We start from the raw sequence: 15,081 nt of genomic DNA, 5'->3' as shown, positions 1-15,081 counted from the left end.
GAAAGGCCGGAGCGCGGTGCTCCGGCCTTTCGTCATTTTGGCTGGCGGTTACTCTGCCGCGTCGGCGTAGCTCTCGACCGGCGGGCAGGTGCAGATCAGGTTGCGGTCGCCGAAGACGTTGTCGACCCGGCCCACGGGCGGCCAGTATTTGTCGACGCGGAAGGCGCCTGCCGGGAAGCACCCCTGCTCGCGGGTGTATTTCCGGTCCCAATCGGCCACGAGGTCTTCGACCGTGTGCGGCGCGTGGCGCAGCGGACTGTCCTCGGGGGTGATCTCGCCCGCCTCGATGTCGCGGATCTCGTCACGGATCGAGAGCATCGCGGTGATGAAGCGGTCGATCTCGGCCTTGGTCTCGGATTCGGTAGGCTCCACCATCAGCGTGCCAGCGACCGGCCAGCTCATCGTGGGGGCGTGGAAGCCGTTATCCATCAGGCGCTTGGCGATGTCGTCCACCGTCACGCCCACTTCCGCGAAGGGCCGCGTGTCGATGATGCATTCATGCGCGACACGTCCGCGATTGCCCATGAAGAGGATCGGGTAACCCTCTTTCAGCTTCGCAGCGATGTAATTGGCAGCGAGGATCGCCACGCGGGTCGCCTGCGTCAGGCCCGGCCCGCCCATCATCAGGATATAGGCCCAGGAGATCAGCAGGATCGAGGCGGAGCCATAGGGCGCGGCACTCACCGGTCCCTCTTCGCCGCCGGTCTCGGGGTGGCCGGGCAGGTAGGGTGCGAGGTGCGATTTCACCCCGATCGGCCCCATGCCCGGGCCACCACCGCCATGCGGGATCGCGAAGGTCTTGTGCAGGTTGAGGTGGCTCACATCGGAGCCGATCTCGCCCGGTTTCACCAGCCCCACCAGCGCGTTGAGGTTCGCGCCATCGAGATAGACCTGACCGCCATATTCGTGCGTGATGTCGCAGATGCGCTTTACCGTCTCCTCGAACACGCCATGGGTCGAGGGATAGGTGATCATGCAGGCCGCGAGCTTGTCGCCCGCCTCTGCAGCCTTCGCTTCGAAGTCTTCGAGATCGACGTCGCCGTTGGGCGCCGATTTCACGACGACGACCTTCATCCCCGCCATATGCGCCGAGGCCGGGTTCGTACCATGCGCCGACATCGGGATCAGGCAGACATCGCGCTGATCGTCGCCATTGGCGCGGTGATAGGCGGCGATGGTGAGAAGCCCTGCATATTCGCCCTGTGCGCCCGAATTGGGCTGCATCGAGAAGGCATCATAGCCGGTGATCTCGCACAGTTTCGCGGTCAGATCGTCGATCATCTCCGCATAGCCCTGCGCCTGATCGAGCGGCACGAACGGATGCAACGTGCCGAATTCCGGCCATGTGAGCGGCATCATCTCTGCCGCTGCATTCAGCTTCATCGTGCACGAGCCCAGCGGGATCATTGCGCGGTCGAGCGCGAGGTCGCGATCCGAGAGCCTGCGCATGTAGCGCATCATCTCGGATTCGGCGCGGTTCATGTGGAAGACCGGATGGGTGAGGTAGTCGCTCTCGCGCAGCAGCGCATCGGGTACCGCCGGCTGCGTCGCCTTCGGCGCGGGGTCGGTGATCCCGAAGGCGTCGAGCACCTTGGCGACGACGCCCGGATCGCTGGTCTCGTCGAGCGAGATACCGACCCGATCGCGGCCCACCTTGCGCAGGTTGATCCCGCGATGGCGGGCGGCCGCGAGGATGCCCTGCTGGCCCACGCCCACCTCGACGGTGATCGTGTCGAAGAAATTCGAGGGCTCTACCACAGCGCCTGCGGCTTTCAGCGCCTCGGCCAGTTGCACCGTCAGCAGGTGCACACGTTCGGAGATCGCGCGCAGACCGACGGGACCGTGGAACACGGCGTAGAAGCTCGCCATCACGGCGAGGAGCGCCTGCGCGGTGCAGACATTCGAGGTCGCCTTCTCGCGGCGGATATGCTGCTCGCGGGTCTGAAGGCTCAGGCGGTAGGCGCGGTTGCCTCGGCTGTCGATGGAGACGCCGACGATCCGCCCGGGCATCGCGCGTTTCATCGCGTCGGTGGAGGACATGAAGGCCGCATGCGGGCCGCCATAGCCCATCGGCACACCGAAGCGCTGCGCGGAGCCTACGGCTATATCGGCGCCCATCGCGCCCGGCTCTTTCAGCAGGCACAGCGCGAGCAGATCGGTCGCGACCACGGCGACGGCCTTCGCGGCATGAAGCGCCTCGCATTCGGCGGTGAAGTCGCGGACATGGCCATAGGTGCCCGGATATTGGAAGATCGCGCCGAAGACCTTCTCCGCTTCGAGCGTTTCGGGCGCGCCCACGATCACCTCGATCCCCAGCGGCTCCGCGCGGGTCCGGATCACGCCGATGGTCTGCGGGTGGCAATTCTCATCGACGAAGAAGGCAGTGGCCTTCGATTTCGACACGCGCTGCGCCATCGCCATGGCTTCCGCCGCCGCCGTCGCCTCATCGAGCAACGAAGCATTGGCGACCGGCAGCCCGGTCAGGTCCGACACCATCGTCTGGAAGTTCAGAAGCGCCTCGAGACGCCCCTGCGCGATCTCGGGCTGATAGGGCGTATAGGCCGTGTACCAAGCCGGGTTTTCCAGAATGTTGCGCTGGATCGCGGGCGGCGTGACGGTGCCATAATAGCCCTGCCCGATCAGGCTGGTCATCACGCGGTTCTTCTTCGCGACGCCTTCCATCTTCTGCAGCAGCCCGTACTCGGTCAGCGGCGCCCAGCCCAGCGGCTCGGCCTGACGGATGCTTTTCGGCACCGTCTCGGCGATCAGCGCGTCGAGGTCCGGCGCCCCCACGGCCTTGAGCATCTCCTCCATCTCGGCCGGTGAGGGGCCGATATGGCGGCGATTGGCGAAATCGTAACTGTCGTAAGTCGTGGGGGTGAAGGTCATGGATATTACCCGATGAAGTCTTTGTAAGCGGCCTCGTCCATAAAGCCGTCGAGCGCGGAGGCGTCGGTGAGTTTCATCTTGAAGAACCACGCCTTGCCCAGCGGGTCTTCGTTCACGAGCGCCGGGTTTTCGGCCAGATCCTCGTTGATCGCGACGATCTCGCCGTCGAGCGGCGCGAGGATGTCGGAGGCGGCCTTGACCGACTCGATCACGCAGATCTCGTCGCCCTTCTCGACCGTGTCGCCCACATCGGGCAGGTCGACGAATACGACATCGCCCAGCTGCTCGGAGGCGTGCTCGGTGATGCCCACGATCACGACGTCGCCTTCGGTCTTGAGCCACTCGTGGTCTTCGGTGAATTTCATGGAATGTCTCCCGGTTGGTTGTTCAGCGTTTGTAGGTTGCAGGGCGGAAAGGCATCGCCACGACCCTGGCGGGCAGACGCTTGCCGCGCACCTCGCCATAGACGGTGGCGCCTTCCTTCGTGTCTGCGGGCAGATAGGCCATCGCCATCGGTGCCTCGATCGAGGGGCCGAAACCGCCCGAGGTCACACGCCCGATAGGCTGACCGCCCTCGGGTCCGGCGAAGATTTCCACGCCTTCGCGCATCGGCGCGCGACCCTCGGGGCGAAGCCCCATACGGAGGCGGCTCGGGCCGTTTTCCAGTTCGCTCAGGATGCGATCCGCGCCAGGGAAGCCGCCTTCGCGCTCCCCACCCTTGCGTCGCACCTTCTGGATCGCCCAGGCGATGTTGCCCTCGACCGGAGTCGTCGTGGTGTCGATGTCATGGCCGTAGAGGCAAAGCCCAGCTTCCAGTCGCAGGCTGTCGCGCGCGCCCAGGCCGATCGGCTCGACCGCCTCATCGGCGAGCAGTTTGCGGGCAAATTCCACCGCGCGGTCCGCGGGCACGGAAATCTCGTAGCCGTCTTCACCGGTATAGCCCGAGCGCGAGATCCAAAGCTCCGTCCCGTTCCAGTGATAGACGCCCACGTCCATGAAGCGCATCTTGGCGGTGCCGGGCACCAGAGCCTCAAGAACGCCTTCGGCGGCAGGCCCTTGCAGCGCCAGTAGCGCGCGGTCGGCGAGTTCCTCGACCGATTCCAGATGCGCCCGCATATGCGCGATGTCGTCTTCCTTGCAGGCCGCGTTCACCACGACGAAGAGATGATCGCCTCGGTTCGCCACCATCAGGTCATCGAGAATGCCGCCATTCTCATCGGTGAACATCGCATAGCGCTGGCGACCCTCTTTCAGGCCCATCAGGCTGACCGGCACCAGCGCCTCGAACGCCTCGGCAGCGCCTTCGCCCGGCACGATCACCTGCCCCATGTGGCTGACATCGAACAGCCCGGCCTTGGCGCGGGTGTGCAGGTGTTCCTTCATCACGCCCAGCGGGTATTGCACAGGCATCTCGTAGCCCGCGAAAGGCACCATCTTGGCGCCCAGCTCAACATGCAGATCGTATAGCGGTGTGCGTTTCAACTCGCTCATCGCGGCCTCCCCTTCAGCCGGATGATCCGGCATCGATTCATGAGCCCTCCGGCTCGCCCGATGCCCCCTCTGTCCGTGCCTGCGATGCAGACGCCTGAGATCGTTATCCCTTCGGCGGATGCCGCGATTGCACGCAGCATCACTCTCCAGAGTCCTTCGTCGGGCACGGTCCTTTTGCCTGAGAGTTTACCGGGGCGGTTGCTCCTTCGGCACCGAGGTTACCCCCGGATTCTCCCGTATCCGACTTCTTCCGATTACCTGAGGCCCCGCGCGACTGACAAGCCCCAATCGCCAAAACCGCCGCTTTGCCGCCGAAAACGACCTCACGAGGTCGCGAATTGCCCAAACAAAAAGCGCGAGGAAAATCCCTCGCGCCTTTCGAATTGATCTCACGAGCCTGCGGCGGAGCCGTCAGCCGCGCGCCGGAACCTTGTGCAGAAGCGGCATCAGCTCGCCCATATCGGGCCCGTGCGCCATGCCGGTCACGGCCTTGCGCAGCGGCATGAACAGCCCCTTGCCCTTGCGCCCGGTCGCTTCCTTCACCTCCGAGGTCCAGTCCTTCCACGTGGTGTCGGAATAGGGCGGCGCGGGCAGCATCGTCATGGCCTGCGCGATGAAGTCGCGATCTTCCTCGTCGATCTCCGGCTCCGCGCCGTTCAGACACAGATCGGCCCAGCCCTTCAGATCGTCGAGCTTGTCGATATTCTGCGAGGCGACCTTCCAGAAACGCTCGCGCTGCTCCTCGGGGATGCCGAGATCAGCGATACGATCCGCCACCGCCTCGAACGGCAGGTGCTGGTTGCGCGCGCGGGTCAGCGGGATCAGGTCCGCTGGGTCGAATTTCGTGGGCGCCGAGCCGAAATGGTTCAGATCGAACCCGTCGGCCAGCTCGTCGATCGACATCTTCAGCTCGATCGGCTGGCTCGAGCCCAGACGCGCCATCATCGACAGCAGCGCCTCGGGGGCGATCCCTTCGGCGCGCAGATCGCGGATCGAGAGCGCGCCAAGACGCTTCGACAGTTCCTCGCCCTGCGGGCCGGTCAGCAGCGAATGGTGCGCGAAGCTCGGAACCTTGCCGCCGATCGCCTCGATGATCTGGATCTGCGTCGCGGTATTGGTGACGTGATCGCCGCCGCGCACGATATGGGTGATGCCCATATCCGCGTCGTCTACCGGTGAGGCGAAGGTATAGAGCACCTGCCCCGAGGCCTTGATCAGCACCGGATCGGACACGCTTGCCGCATCGATGGACAGATCGCCAAGGATGCCGTCTTTCCACTCGATCCGCTCGAGTTCCAGTTTGAAGCGCCAGTATCCTTCCTTGCCCTCGGCGCGAAGCGCGTCTTTTTCGGCATCCGACAGATGCATCGAGGCGCGGTCATAGACCGGCGGGCGACCCATGTTCAGCTGTTTCTTGCGCTTGAGGTCCAGCTCGGTCGGGCTCTCGAAGCATTCATAAAGCTTACCGTCGGCCTTCAGCTGTTCTGCCACCTCGGCATAGCGGTCGAGCCGCAGCGACTGGCGCTCTTCCCGGTCCCACTCGATGCCGAGCCATTCGAGATCCTGCTTCAGTGCGTCGATATATTCCTGCTTCGAGCGCTCCTGATCGGTGTCGTCAAGGCGCAGGATGAATTGACCGCCGGTCTTGCGGGCGATCAGGTAGTTCATCAGCGCGGTGCGCAGGTTTCCGACATGGATATAGCCGGTGGGCGACGGGGCGAAACGGGTAACGGTGGTCATCTGGGCAAACTCCTGTTGGCGCCTGCTCTTTCACAAGGCGGTGCGTTTGTCCATATGAGGGGCCATGCGAGAGGTGCAGAGCGGCTTGGAGGTGGCGATGGGCGAGGGTTACGATTGGGCGGATGTCACGGCGCCGGGCATCGAGGAGATCGAGGCGCTGGCCGAGGCCGCGCGCGCCGCCCTGCCCCCGGCTTTCGCGAAAGCTGCGGCAGAGGTCGCGATCCGGGTGGAAGAGTTCGCCTCCGAAGCGATGCTCGCCGATCTCGGCATCGAAGACCCTTTCGAGCTGACGGGGCTTTATGACGGCATCCCGTTGACCGAGAAATCCGTGATGGACCCCGGTGGCCACGCGGATGTGATCTGGCTCTTCCGACGTCCGATCCTCGACGAGTGGGTCTCGCGCGGCAACGAGCCCCTCGGTGCCCTCGTCACCCATGTTTTCGTGCACGAATTGGCGCATCACCTCGGGTGGTCCGACGGCGATATTTCTTCGATCGATCGCTGGTGGGAGTGAACCGAAGCGGCTCACGCTACGTTCACGAGTCTGTGGGAGCGGCGCGAAGCGCTCGACTTCGACATGCGAAGATCAACCATCGAGAGGGAGAGACCCGATGACCAGGACCTTCATGACCCGCCGTACAGCATTGAAAACCGCCGCTTTCCTGCCCGCCGCCCCCGCGCTTCTGACCGGGACCGGCGCCGCCGCGCAAAGCGCGAACGAAGCCCCGCCCGCGATCCCGCGCTATCGTCGGATGCAGATGGGAGATCTGACGATCACCACGCTGCTCGCCGGATCGCGCGAGCTGGAAGAGCCGCAGACTATCTTCGGCATGAACGCCAGCCCCGAGGACTTCGCCAAGCTCTCTGAGGCCAATTACATCCCTGCGGACAAGTCGCTTAACTTCTTCACCCCGACCCTGATCGAGACCGGCTCGGAGAAAATCCTCTTCGACACCGGCCTGTCGCCCGAGGGGATCACCTCGGCGCTCGCCGCCGCTGGGCACTCGCCCGAGGACATCACCCACGTCGTGATCACCCATATGCATGGCGACCATATCGGCGGGCTGATGGGCGATGGCGGCGAGACCTTCGCCAATGCTGCCTACATCACCGGCCAAAAGGAATTCGACCATTGGTCGAACGCGGGCAACGACACGTTCGAGGCCAAGGTCCGTCCGCTGGCCGAGAAGATGAGCTACCTCAAGGGTGGCGATTCGGTCGTCTCCGGCATCTCGGCGGTCGAAGCCTTCGGCCACACGCCGGGCCATATGGCTTTCATGGTGGAGTCGGGCGGCAAAGGTCTGATGCTCGCTGCCGACACGTCGAACCACTATGTCTGGTCGCTTCAGCGCCCGGAATGGGAAGTGAAATACGATATGGACAAGGAGATGGCCGCGAAGACCCGCAAGGAGCTTCTGGGCCGTGTCGCCGCCGACAAACTGGCTTTCATCGGCTACCACATGCCCTTCCCGGGCGTGGGTCATCTCGAGGCACTCGACACCGGCTTCCACTTCCACCCGATCACCTATCAGCTCAACGTCTGATCCATCGTTTCGATTGTCCGGACGGTCCTTTCGCCGTCCGGGCGCCCACTACCTCAATCCCGCACGCCCCCTTGATCGCAGATCGTTAGCTGCGATGATCCCGATACCCACCACGGCTTCGGAGCCTGCGATGACCTCGATCCTCACGATCACGCTCAACCCGACGGTCGATCTGTCGATCGAAACCCCCGAAATCGCGCCCGAGCGCAAGCTGCGCTGCACGCGGCCGCTGACCGATCCGGGGGGCGGCGGGTTGAATGTCAGCCGCGCGATCGCTGCCTTGGGCGGCAATTCCACGGCCTTCGTCGCCCTTGGCGGCACCACCGGGGACCGGGTGATGCGGCTCCTCGCCGAGGCCGGGATCGCTCTCTTCCCCTACCCCGCGCCGGGCGAGACGCGGATGAGCCTGACTGCCACCGACCAGAGCACGGGCGCGCAATACCGCTTCGTGATGCCCGGGCCGGACTGGGGCGCGCGCGATGTCGCCAAGGCGCTCAGCCGGATCGCGCGCGCCGCCCCTGAAGACGGGATCGTCGTGCTGTCCGGCTCGCAACCGCCCGGCGTGCCCGAGGATTTCCCCGCGCGGCTGGCGACGAAAATGGCCCGGACCAAGGCGCGGCTTTTCCTCGACACCTCCGGCAAGGCTCTGCACCAGTTGATGGAAAGCAAGGCGCAACCCGCCGACGTTCTGCGGATGGACGAACTGGAGGCCGAGGAGTTGGCGGGCCGCAAACTGCCCGAGCGCAGCGACAGCGCCGACTTCGCGCAAAGCCTCGTGCAGCGCGGACTGGCACATGCGGTGATCGTCGCGCGCGGCTCGGATGGCAACGTGCTCGCCACCAAGGACGCGCGCTGGTTTGCCGTGGCGCCTAAGGTCGATGTCGTCTCGAAAGTGGGCGCGGGCGACAGTTTCGTCGGGGCTTTCACACTCGCGCTCTCCCGCGGCAAACCTTTCCACGAGGCGTTGCAGCACGGCGCGGCAGGCGCGGCGGCCACCGTGACCACCCCCGCCACTGACCTGTGTTCCGCCGCGATGGTGCGCCGCCTTCTGCCGCATTGCCCCGTCGAGCCGATCTGAGCACTCTGCCCCTTTGCCTCGCGGCACCTGCGCGTTATGAAAGCGCCAAAGGAGCGCCGCCCATGCTGAAGACCCGCATTATTCCCTGTCTCGACGTCGCCGATGGCCGCGTCGTGAAAGGCGTCAATTTCGTGAACCTGATCGACGCGGGCGACCCGGTCGAGGCCGCGAAGGCCTATGACGCGGCAGGCGCAGACGAGCTGTGTTTCCTCGACATCCACGCGACCCATGAAAACCGCGGCACCATGTTCGATCTGGTGACCCGCACCGCCGAGCAATGTTTCATGCCGCTCACCGTGGGCGGCGGCGTGCGCACCCATGAAGACGTGCGCGCACTCCTGCTGGCAGGCGCCGACAAGGTCTCGTTCAACTCCGCCGCCGTGGCCGATCCGAACGTCATCACCGAGGCCGCCGACCGCTTTGGCAGTCAGTGCATCGTCTGCGCGATCGACGCAAAGACCGTGGAGCCGGGCCGCTGGGAAATCTTCACCCATGGCGGCCGCAAGCCGACCGGCATCGATGCGGTGGAATTCGCCCGCACCGTGACCGCGAAGGGCGCGGGGGAAATCCTGCTGACCTCGATGGATCGCGACGGTACCCGCGCAGGCTTCAATCTGGAGCTGACGAAGGCGATTTCGGACGCGGTGGACGTGCCGGTGATCGCTTCCGGCGGTGTCGGCAATCTCGATCACCTGGTTGAAGGCGTAACGAAAGGCGGCGCCTCGGCGGTACTCGCCGCCTCGATCTTCCACTTCGGAGAATTCACGATCCGCGAAGCCAAGGAATATATGGCCGCCGCGGGCATTCCGATGAGGCTGCAATGAGCATTCTGGACCAACTCGCCGCGACCATCGAGAGCCGCAAGGGCGCCGATCCCGACACCTCCTGGACCGCGAAGCTGCTGGCCAAGGGCCCGGAGAAATGCGCCGAGAAATTCGGTGAGGAAGCGGTGGAGGCTATCATCGCCGCAGCGAAGGGCGACCACGAAAACCTGACCTACGAGGCGGCGGATGTGCTTTATCACCTCTTGGTGATGCTGGCGGCACGCGACGTGAAGCTGGCCGATGTGCTGGCGGAACTGGAGCGCCGCGAGGGCACCTCCGGCATCGCCGAGAAAGCCGCGCGCAGCTAAGGGGCGCTGCCCCTTCTCTCCTTCGGAAATTCATCCCAGGGATATTTCCGCAAGCCCGAGGACGCCCCGGAAACCTCTGGCATTCGGGCTTGTCGAAATATCCCGGGGGTGAGGGCGAAGCCCGAGGGGGCAGCGCCCCCTTTCCCCGTGCGAACCGCGTGCTAGCTGGCCTCTCAAACAGGAGGCTTTCATGGCTCAGACCCAAGACACCAACCGCAAGATCATCCTCGCCGAGCGCCCGAAAGGCGCGCCGAACGAGAACACGCTGAAACTGGAAACCGAAGCCGTGCCGCGGCCCGGCAAGGGCGAGATGCTGCTGCGCACCGTCTATCTGTCGCTCGACCCCTATATGCGCGGGCGGATGTCGGATGCGAAATCCTACGCCACCCCGGTCGAGATCGGCGGCGTGATGACCGGTCAGGTCGTGGCCGAGGTCATGGAGAGCGATGTCGCGGGCTTCTCGAAGGGCGATTACGTGCTCTCGCCCTCAGGCTGGCAGGATTTCTTCGTCTCGGATGGCACGCAGGTACTCAATCTCGGGCCGGAGCCGGAGAACCCGAGCTGGGCCTTGGGGATTCTCGGGATGCCGGGCTACACGGCCTATGCGGGCCTGCTGAAGATCGGCGAGCCGAAACCCGGCGAGACTGTTGTGGTTGCCGCCGCCTCCGGGCCCGTGGGCGCAACGGTCGGCCAGATCGCCAAGATCAAGGGCTGCCGCGTCGTCGGCGTCGCGGGCGGAGCCGAGAAATGCGCCCATGTCATCGAGACGCTGGGGTTTGACGCCTGCATCGATCACCGCGCCGAGGATTTCGCCGAACAACTGGCCGCGGCCTGCCCAAACGGCATCGACGTCTATTTCGAGAATGTCGGCGGCAAGGTGCTTTACGGCGTGCTGCCGCTTCTCAACCCCTTCGCGCGGATGCCGGTCTGCGGCATGGTCGCGTGGTATAACCTGCAAGGCCTGCCCGAGGGACCCGATCACGGGCCGCAGATCCTGTCGACGATCCTGCGCATGAAGGTGAAGGTGCAGGGTTTCATCATCTTCGACAGCTTCCCGATCGAGCTTTATCAGGAATTCTCGGAGGCGATGACCGGCTGGCTGAAAGAGGGCAAAGTTCAGTACAAGGAGCAGGTGGTGGAGGGCCTAGAGGCCGCGCCGCAGGCGCTTTACGATCTGCTGGAGGGCCGCAATTTCGGCAAGATGGTCGTGAAAGTCGGCTGAAGGCGAGAGATGTGCGCAGGGCTTTCGCATCCGTGACTTGCCCTGCGCCGCGCATCGCTTATCTCTACGCTTATGTTTGGACGCCTTTTCGATATGCTCAACGATCCCGCCCCCGATCCGATGGAGGGGGAAGATCGCGAATTGGCGCTAGGCGCACTTCTGGTGCGGCTCGCGCGGTCGGATGAAAACTATACCGAAGACGAGAAGATCCGGATCGACCGGGTTCTCGCGCAGCGCAACGGGCTTTCGAGCTTCGAGGCGACCGAGATGCGCAAGCGCGCCGAAGAGGTCGAGGCGGGTGCGCCCGATACCGTCCGCTTCACCCGCGCGCTGAAGGACAAGGTCGCCTACGAGGACCGCACCGGCGTGATCGAGGCGCTGTGGGACGTGGCGCTGGCCGACGGGGTGCGCGACGCCCATGAGGATGCGCTGATCCGTCTCGCGGCGAAGCTTCTGGGCGTCAACGATGTCGATTCGGCGGTGGCGCGGCAGCGCGTCGAGGCCCGCCGAAGCTGAGTTAGAGGGACAGGCCGGCGTGGAGGCGCGACCGGTTCACGCATATTTTTTCCTCAGATGCTCGTGATTTCGGCCCCTTCCCCATCGTCAACCGGGCAGACGCAGTTGCAATCATCGGCCAAATCGCGCCAGATTGCGCGGATGGACAAAGAGAAGCTGCCTGCGTGACCCGAAACGAGCCTGCGCCCCAAGACGCGCCCGTCATCGAAATCCGTGACCTTCACAAGAGCTACGGCTCGCTCGAGGTGCTCAAGGGCGTCTCGATCACCGCCCCACGCGGCCATGTGGTGTCGCTGATCGGCTCTTCGGGCTCGGGCAAGTCGACCCTCTTGCGGTGCTGCAACCTGCTCGAAGACAGCCAGAAGGGCGACGTGATCTTCGAGGGCGAGCACGTCGCCTGGCGTGGCGAGGGACTCAATCGTCGTCCCGCCGACCGCGCGCAGGTCACCCGCTTCCGCACGAACCTGTCGATGGTGTTCCAGCAGTTCAACCTCTGGGCCCACATGACGATCCTGCAGAACGTGATGGAAGCGCCGGTGACGGTGCTGGGCCGCGACAAGGCAAAGGTCGAGAAGCTGGCGCGCGAATTGCTGGCGAAGGTCGGCATCGGCGACAAATGCGACGCCTGGCCCGCGCAGCTCTCGGGCGGTCAGCAGCAGCGGGCGGCGATCGCTCGGGCGCTGTGCATGGAGCCCAAGGCGCTTCTTTTCGACGAGCCCACCTCGGCGCTCGATCCCGAATTGCAGCAGGAGGTGGTGAAGGTCATCAAGGACCTCGCCGCCGAACACCGCACCATGATCCTCGTCACCCACGACATGCGGCTGGCGCGTGACGTCTCGGACCACGTCGTCTTCCTGCACCAGGGCAAGATCGAGGAAGAGGGCCCGCCAGAGGCTCTGTTCAGCGCGCCGAAATCGACGCGCCTGCAACAATTCCTGTCGGCCACCGCGCCGGCGTGAACCAACCCAAGAACAAACAACGGGGAACCCAAGATGAAAAAACTGATCCTGACCGCCGCCATTCTCGGCCTGTCGGCCGGCATTGCCGCGGCTGAAACGGTCCGCATGGGCACCGAGGGCGCCTACCCTCCCTACAACTACATCGACGACAACGGCGAAGTTGCAGGTTTCGAGCGCGAACTGGGCGACAAGCTCTGCGAGATGGAGAGCCTCGATTGCACCTGGGTCACCAATGACTGGGATTCGATCATCCCGAACCTGCTGAGCGGCAACTACGACACCATCATCGCTGGCATGTCGATCACCGCCGAGCGCGAGAAGTCGATCGACTTCACCCAGCCCTACTACCCGCCGGCGCCCTCCGCTTATCTCGCGATGGATCCGAACGTCGATCTCAAGGGCGCCGTGGTCGCGGCGCAGACCGGCACGATCCAGGCGGCCCATGTCGCCGAAAGCGGTGCGACGCTCGCCGAATACGCCACGCTCGACGACACGATCGCGGCGGTGAAGAACGGCGAGGCCGACGCGGTCTTCGCCGACAAGGACGCGCTCAAGCCCTTCGACGGTCAGGACAACCTGCAATTCGTCGGCGACGATGTGCCGCTGGGCAAGGGCATCGGCATCGGCCTGCGCAAGTCCGACACCGAGCTCAAGAACAAGCTCGATGACGGGATCTCGAAAATGAAGGCCGACGGCTCGCTCAACGAGATGATCAAGAAGTATTTCGGCGACAAAGCGCTGACCTTCAAAAACTGATCCAGAAAGCGGGGGGCGGGTCACGCGGCGCGCCCCCCGACCGATCCAGATGCTCAACAGCTGTTCCGATCCTTCCGCCCTTCACGGGCTTTCCTGGCTTCTGTGCTACCTGACAACGGGCAAGCACATGATGTTCTATGGCTCCTTTGGGATCGTGCTGATCCTGCTGGCCGTGACGGCGCCGGTGGCGCTGATCTTCGGTTTCGGGGGCGCGCTCGCCGCGCGGTCGACCCTCGCACCGCTGAAGCTTCTGGGACGCGGCTATATCGCGATGGTGCGCGGTGTGCCGGATATCATCTTCTTCCTCTTCGTGCCGATCGCGATGGACCAGGGGCTCGAATACCTGAAATCGCGCGCGATCTGCCCCGACCCCGGCCCCGCCTGGACGGGGAACGAGTTCCACGTCTGTGCCGCGGCGAAAATCCCGCTCGGTACCTCCCCACAATTCTACCACGAGGCCTATGGCTTCGCGCTGGCCGTGGTGGCCTTCTCCATCGTCTACGGGGCGTTCGCCGCGAACGTGCTGTTCGGTGCGATGCAGGCCGTGCCGCGCGCGCAGCTGGAGACCGCCGAGGCTTACGGCATGACTCGCGCGCAGGTGAACCGCCGCGTACTGATCCCGCAGATGTGGGCCTATGCGATCCCCGGCCTGTCAAACCTATGGATGATCCTCATCAAGGCGACGCCTCTGCTGTTCCTTCTGGGCATCGAGGATATCGTCTACTGGGCGCGCGAACTCGGCGCGACCAAGTCGCAGATCTACTCTTATCCACACCCCGACTGGCGGCTCTACTACTTCCTCGCGCTGCTGGTCTTCTATCTGGTGATGACCAAGCTCTCCGAGATCGTGCTGGCGCGCATCAACCGCCGCCTCTCCTTCGGGCAGGCCACGGCTGCCGGTGAAGCGCTGAGAAAGGCGGGCGCATGAGCTGCATTCAGACCATCGCGGATTACGGTCTGCGGTCCGTGGGCATCGGCGAGCGGCTGCTGCCGCGCTCCGATTTCACCATGTGCCAGCAATTCACCCTGATCGGCTCGGGGATGATCTGGAACCTCTATTTCGGCATCCTCGCGCTTCTGGCGGGCTTCTTCCTCGCGACCACGCTGGCAGTGGCGAAGAACTCCGAACGTGCAATTTTCCGCAAACCCGCGGACTGGTTCATCTTCCTGTTCCGCGGCTCACCGCTTTTCATCCAGTTTTTCCTCGCCTACGAGGCCTTCGCGATGCTGCCCCGGGCTGGCTTCCCGATCCTCGGCATCACGGTCGCGACGGACTGGATCACGCGGGCCTGGGCAGGCGCCCTGATCGTGCTGTTCTTCAACACCTCCGCCTATGCCGCCGAGATTTTCTACGGCGCGCTGCGCTCGGTTCCGAAAGGCGACATGGAAGCCGCGGACGCCTATGGCATGACCGGCTGGACCAAATTCCGCCGCGTGACATGGCCGACGATGCTCCGGCTCGGTTGGCCGTCCTACACCAACGAGGCGATCTTCCTGTTCCACGCCACCACGCTCGTGTTCTTCTCGGGCTTCCCGGCGTTCCGGCAGGAGGGCGACGCGCTCTATTACGCGAAATATTTCGCGGACAAGACCTTCAATCCCTTCATCCCCTACCCGATCGCGGCGTTCTATTTCATCCTGCTCACGCTCTGCGTCATCGCGGTCTTCGGGGTGATCAACCGCCGCCTGAACCGCCATCTGCCGCAGGAAAGCCGCAAGCGCTTCCGGTTCAGGCCGCAGATTATCAGGTGACA

Annotated in this window: 15 protein-coding genes and 1 riboswitch; of the genes, 11 read left to right on the top strand and 4 right to left on the bottom strand. The window is 64.4% G+C overall.

From position 1 onward, the window contains the following. Window positions 1-48: 48 nt before the first annotated feature. The 4 genes from gcvP to gltX all read right to left on the bottom strand — a co-directional run bounded on the left by gcvP (window position 49) and on the right by gltX (window position 6,120). Window positions 49-2,889, bottom strand: coding sequence for an aminomethyl-transferring glycine dehydrogenase (gene gcvP / locus BMG03_RS06925; RefSeq protein ID WP_075776137.1), 2,841 nt, complete (start codon window positions 2,887-2,889; stop codon window positions 49-51). A gap of 5 nt (window positions 2,890-2,894) precedes the next feature. Further along, entirely contained in the window at window positions 2,895-3,254 is a 360-nt protein-coding gene (gene gcvH / locus BMG03_RS06920; RefSeq protein WP_075776138.1) for a glycine cleavage system protein GcvH, read from the bottom strand. A gap of 22 nt (window positions 3,255-3,276) precedes the next feature. Beyond that, window positions 3,277-4,380, bottom strand: a complete 1,104-nt coding sequence (gene gcvT, locus BMG03_RS06915; RefSeq protein ID WP_075776223.1) for a glycine cleavage system aminomethyltransferase GcvT — start codon at window positions 4,378-4,380, stop codon at window positions 3,277-3,279. Between the two features lie 156 nt (window positions 4,381-4,536). Next, window positions 4,537-4,627, bottom strand: a riboswitch (glycine riboswitch). 164 nt (window positions 4,628-4,791) lie between these two features. After that, a complete protein-coding gene (gene gltX / locus BMG03_RS06910) occupies window positions 4,792-6,120 on the bottom strand; it encodes a glutamate--tRNA ligase (protein WP_075776139.1) in 1,329 nt (442 codons plus the stop codon). A gap of 64 nt (window positions 6,121-6,184) precedes the next feature. Between gltX and BMG03_RS06905 the strand changes: the two genes are divergently transcribed. The 11 genes from BMG03_RS06905 to BMG03_RS06855 all read left to right on the top strand — a co-directional run bounded on the left by BMG03_RS06905 (window position 6,185) and on the right by BMG03_RS06855 (window position 15,079). Next, the gene (locus BMG03_RS06905; protein WP_425275163.1) at window positions 6,185-6,634 is read left to right on the top strand and encodes a metallopeptidase family protein; all 450 of its coding nucleotides are present in this window, start codon (window positions 6,185-6,187) and stop codon (window positions 6,632-6,634) included. A 97-nt stretch (window positions 6,635-6,731) separates the two neighbouring features. Beyond that, window positions 6,732-7,664 (top strand): MBL fold metallo-hydrolase, encoded by a 933-nt coding sequence (locus BMG03_RS06900; protein WP_075776140.1) that lies wholly within the window; start codon window positions 6,732-6,734, stop codon window positions 7,662-7,664. 130 nt (window positions 7,665-7,794) lie between these two features. Then, window positions 7,795-8,742, top strand: coding sequence for a 1-phosphofructokinase family hexose kinase (locus BMG03_RS06895; protein WP_075776141.1), 948 nt, complete (start codon window positions 7,795-7,797; stop codon window positions 8,740-8,742). Between the two features lie 62 nt (window positions 8,743-8,804). After that, window positions 8,805-9,566, top strand: a complete 762-nt coding sequence (gene hisF, locus BMG03_RS06890) for an imidazole glycerol phosphate synthase subunit HisF (protein ID WP_075776142.1) — start codon at window positions 8,805-8,807, stop codon at window positions 9,564-9,566. Then, complete coding sequence (locus BMG03_RS06885; RefSeq protein WP_075776143.1) at window positions 9,563-9,874, top strand: phosphoribosyl-ATP diphosphatase; 312 nt, start codon at window positions 9,563-9,565, stop codon at window positions 9,872-9,874. Before hisF ends, BMG03_RS06885 begins: the two co-directional genes overlap by 4 nt. Window positions 9,875-10,064: 190 nt before the next feature. Then, window positions 10,065-11,096, top strand: coding sequence for an NADP-dependent oxidoreductase (locus BMG03_RS06880; protein ID WP_075776144.1), 1,032 nt, complete (start codon window positions 10,065-10,067; stop codon window positions 11,094-11,096). A 72-nt stretch (window positions 11,097-11,168) separates the two neighbouring features. Then, complete coding sequence (locus BMG03_RS06875) at window positions 11,169-11,612, top strand: tellurite resistance TerB family protein (protein WP_075776145.1); 444 nt, start codon at window positions 11,169-11,171, stop codon at window positions 11,610-11,612. A 164-nt stretch (window positions 11,613-11,776) separates the two neighbouring features. Continuing rightward, a complete protein-coding gene (locus tag BMG03_RS06870; RefSeq protein WP_075776146.1) occupies window positions 11,777-12,571 on the top strand; it encodes an ABC transporter ATP-binding protein in 795 nt (264 codons plus the stop codon). A gap of 33 nt (window positions 12,572-12,604) precedes the next feature. Then, entirely contained in the window at window positions 12,605-13,327 is a 723-nt protein-coding gene (locus tag BMG03_RS06865; RefSeq protein WP_075776147.1) for a transporter substrate-binding domain-containing protein, read from the top strand. A gap of 49 nt (window positions 13,328-13,376) precedes the next feature. After that, window positions 13,377-14,255 (top strand): ABC transporter permease, encoded by an 879-nt coding sequence (locus tag BMG03_RS06860; RefSeq protein ID WP_075776148.1) that lies wholly within the window; start codon window positions 13,377-13,379, stop codon window positions 14,253-14,255. After that, window positions 14,252-15,079 (top strand): ABC transporter permease, encoded by an 828-nt coding sequence (locus BMG03_RS06855; protein WP_075776149.1) that lies wholly within the window; start codon window positions 14,252-14,254, stop codon window positions 15,077-15,079. Before BMG03_RS06860 ends, BMG03_RS06855 begins: the two co-directional genes overlap by 4 nt. The last annotated feature ends 2 nt before the right edge of the window (window positions 15,080-15,081 follow it).

Source organism: Thioclava nitratireducens (genome assembly GCF_001940525.2).
Lineage (GTDB): Bacteria > Pseudomonadota > Alphaproteobacteria > Rhodobacterales > Rhodobacteraceae > Thioclava > Thioclava nitratireducens.
The sequence above is the reverse complement of the archived record's forward strand: the minus strand, read 5'-3'. Positions and strand labels throughout refer to the sequence as shown.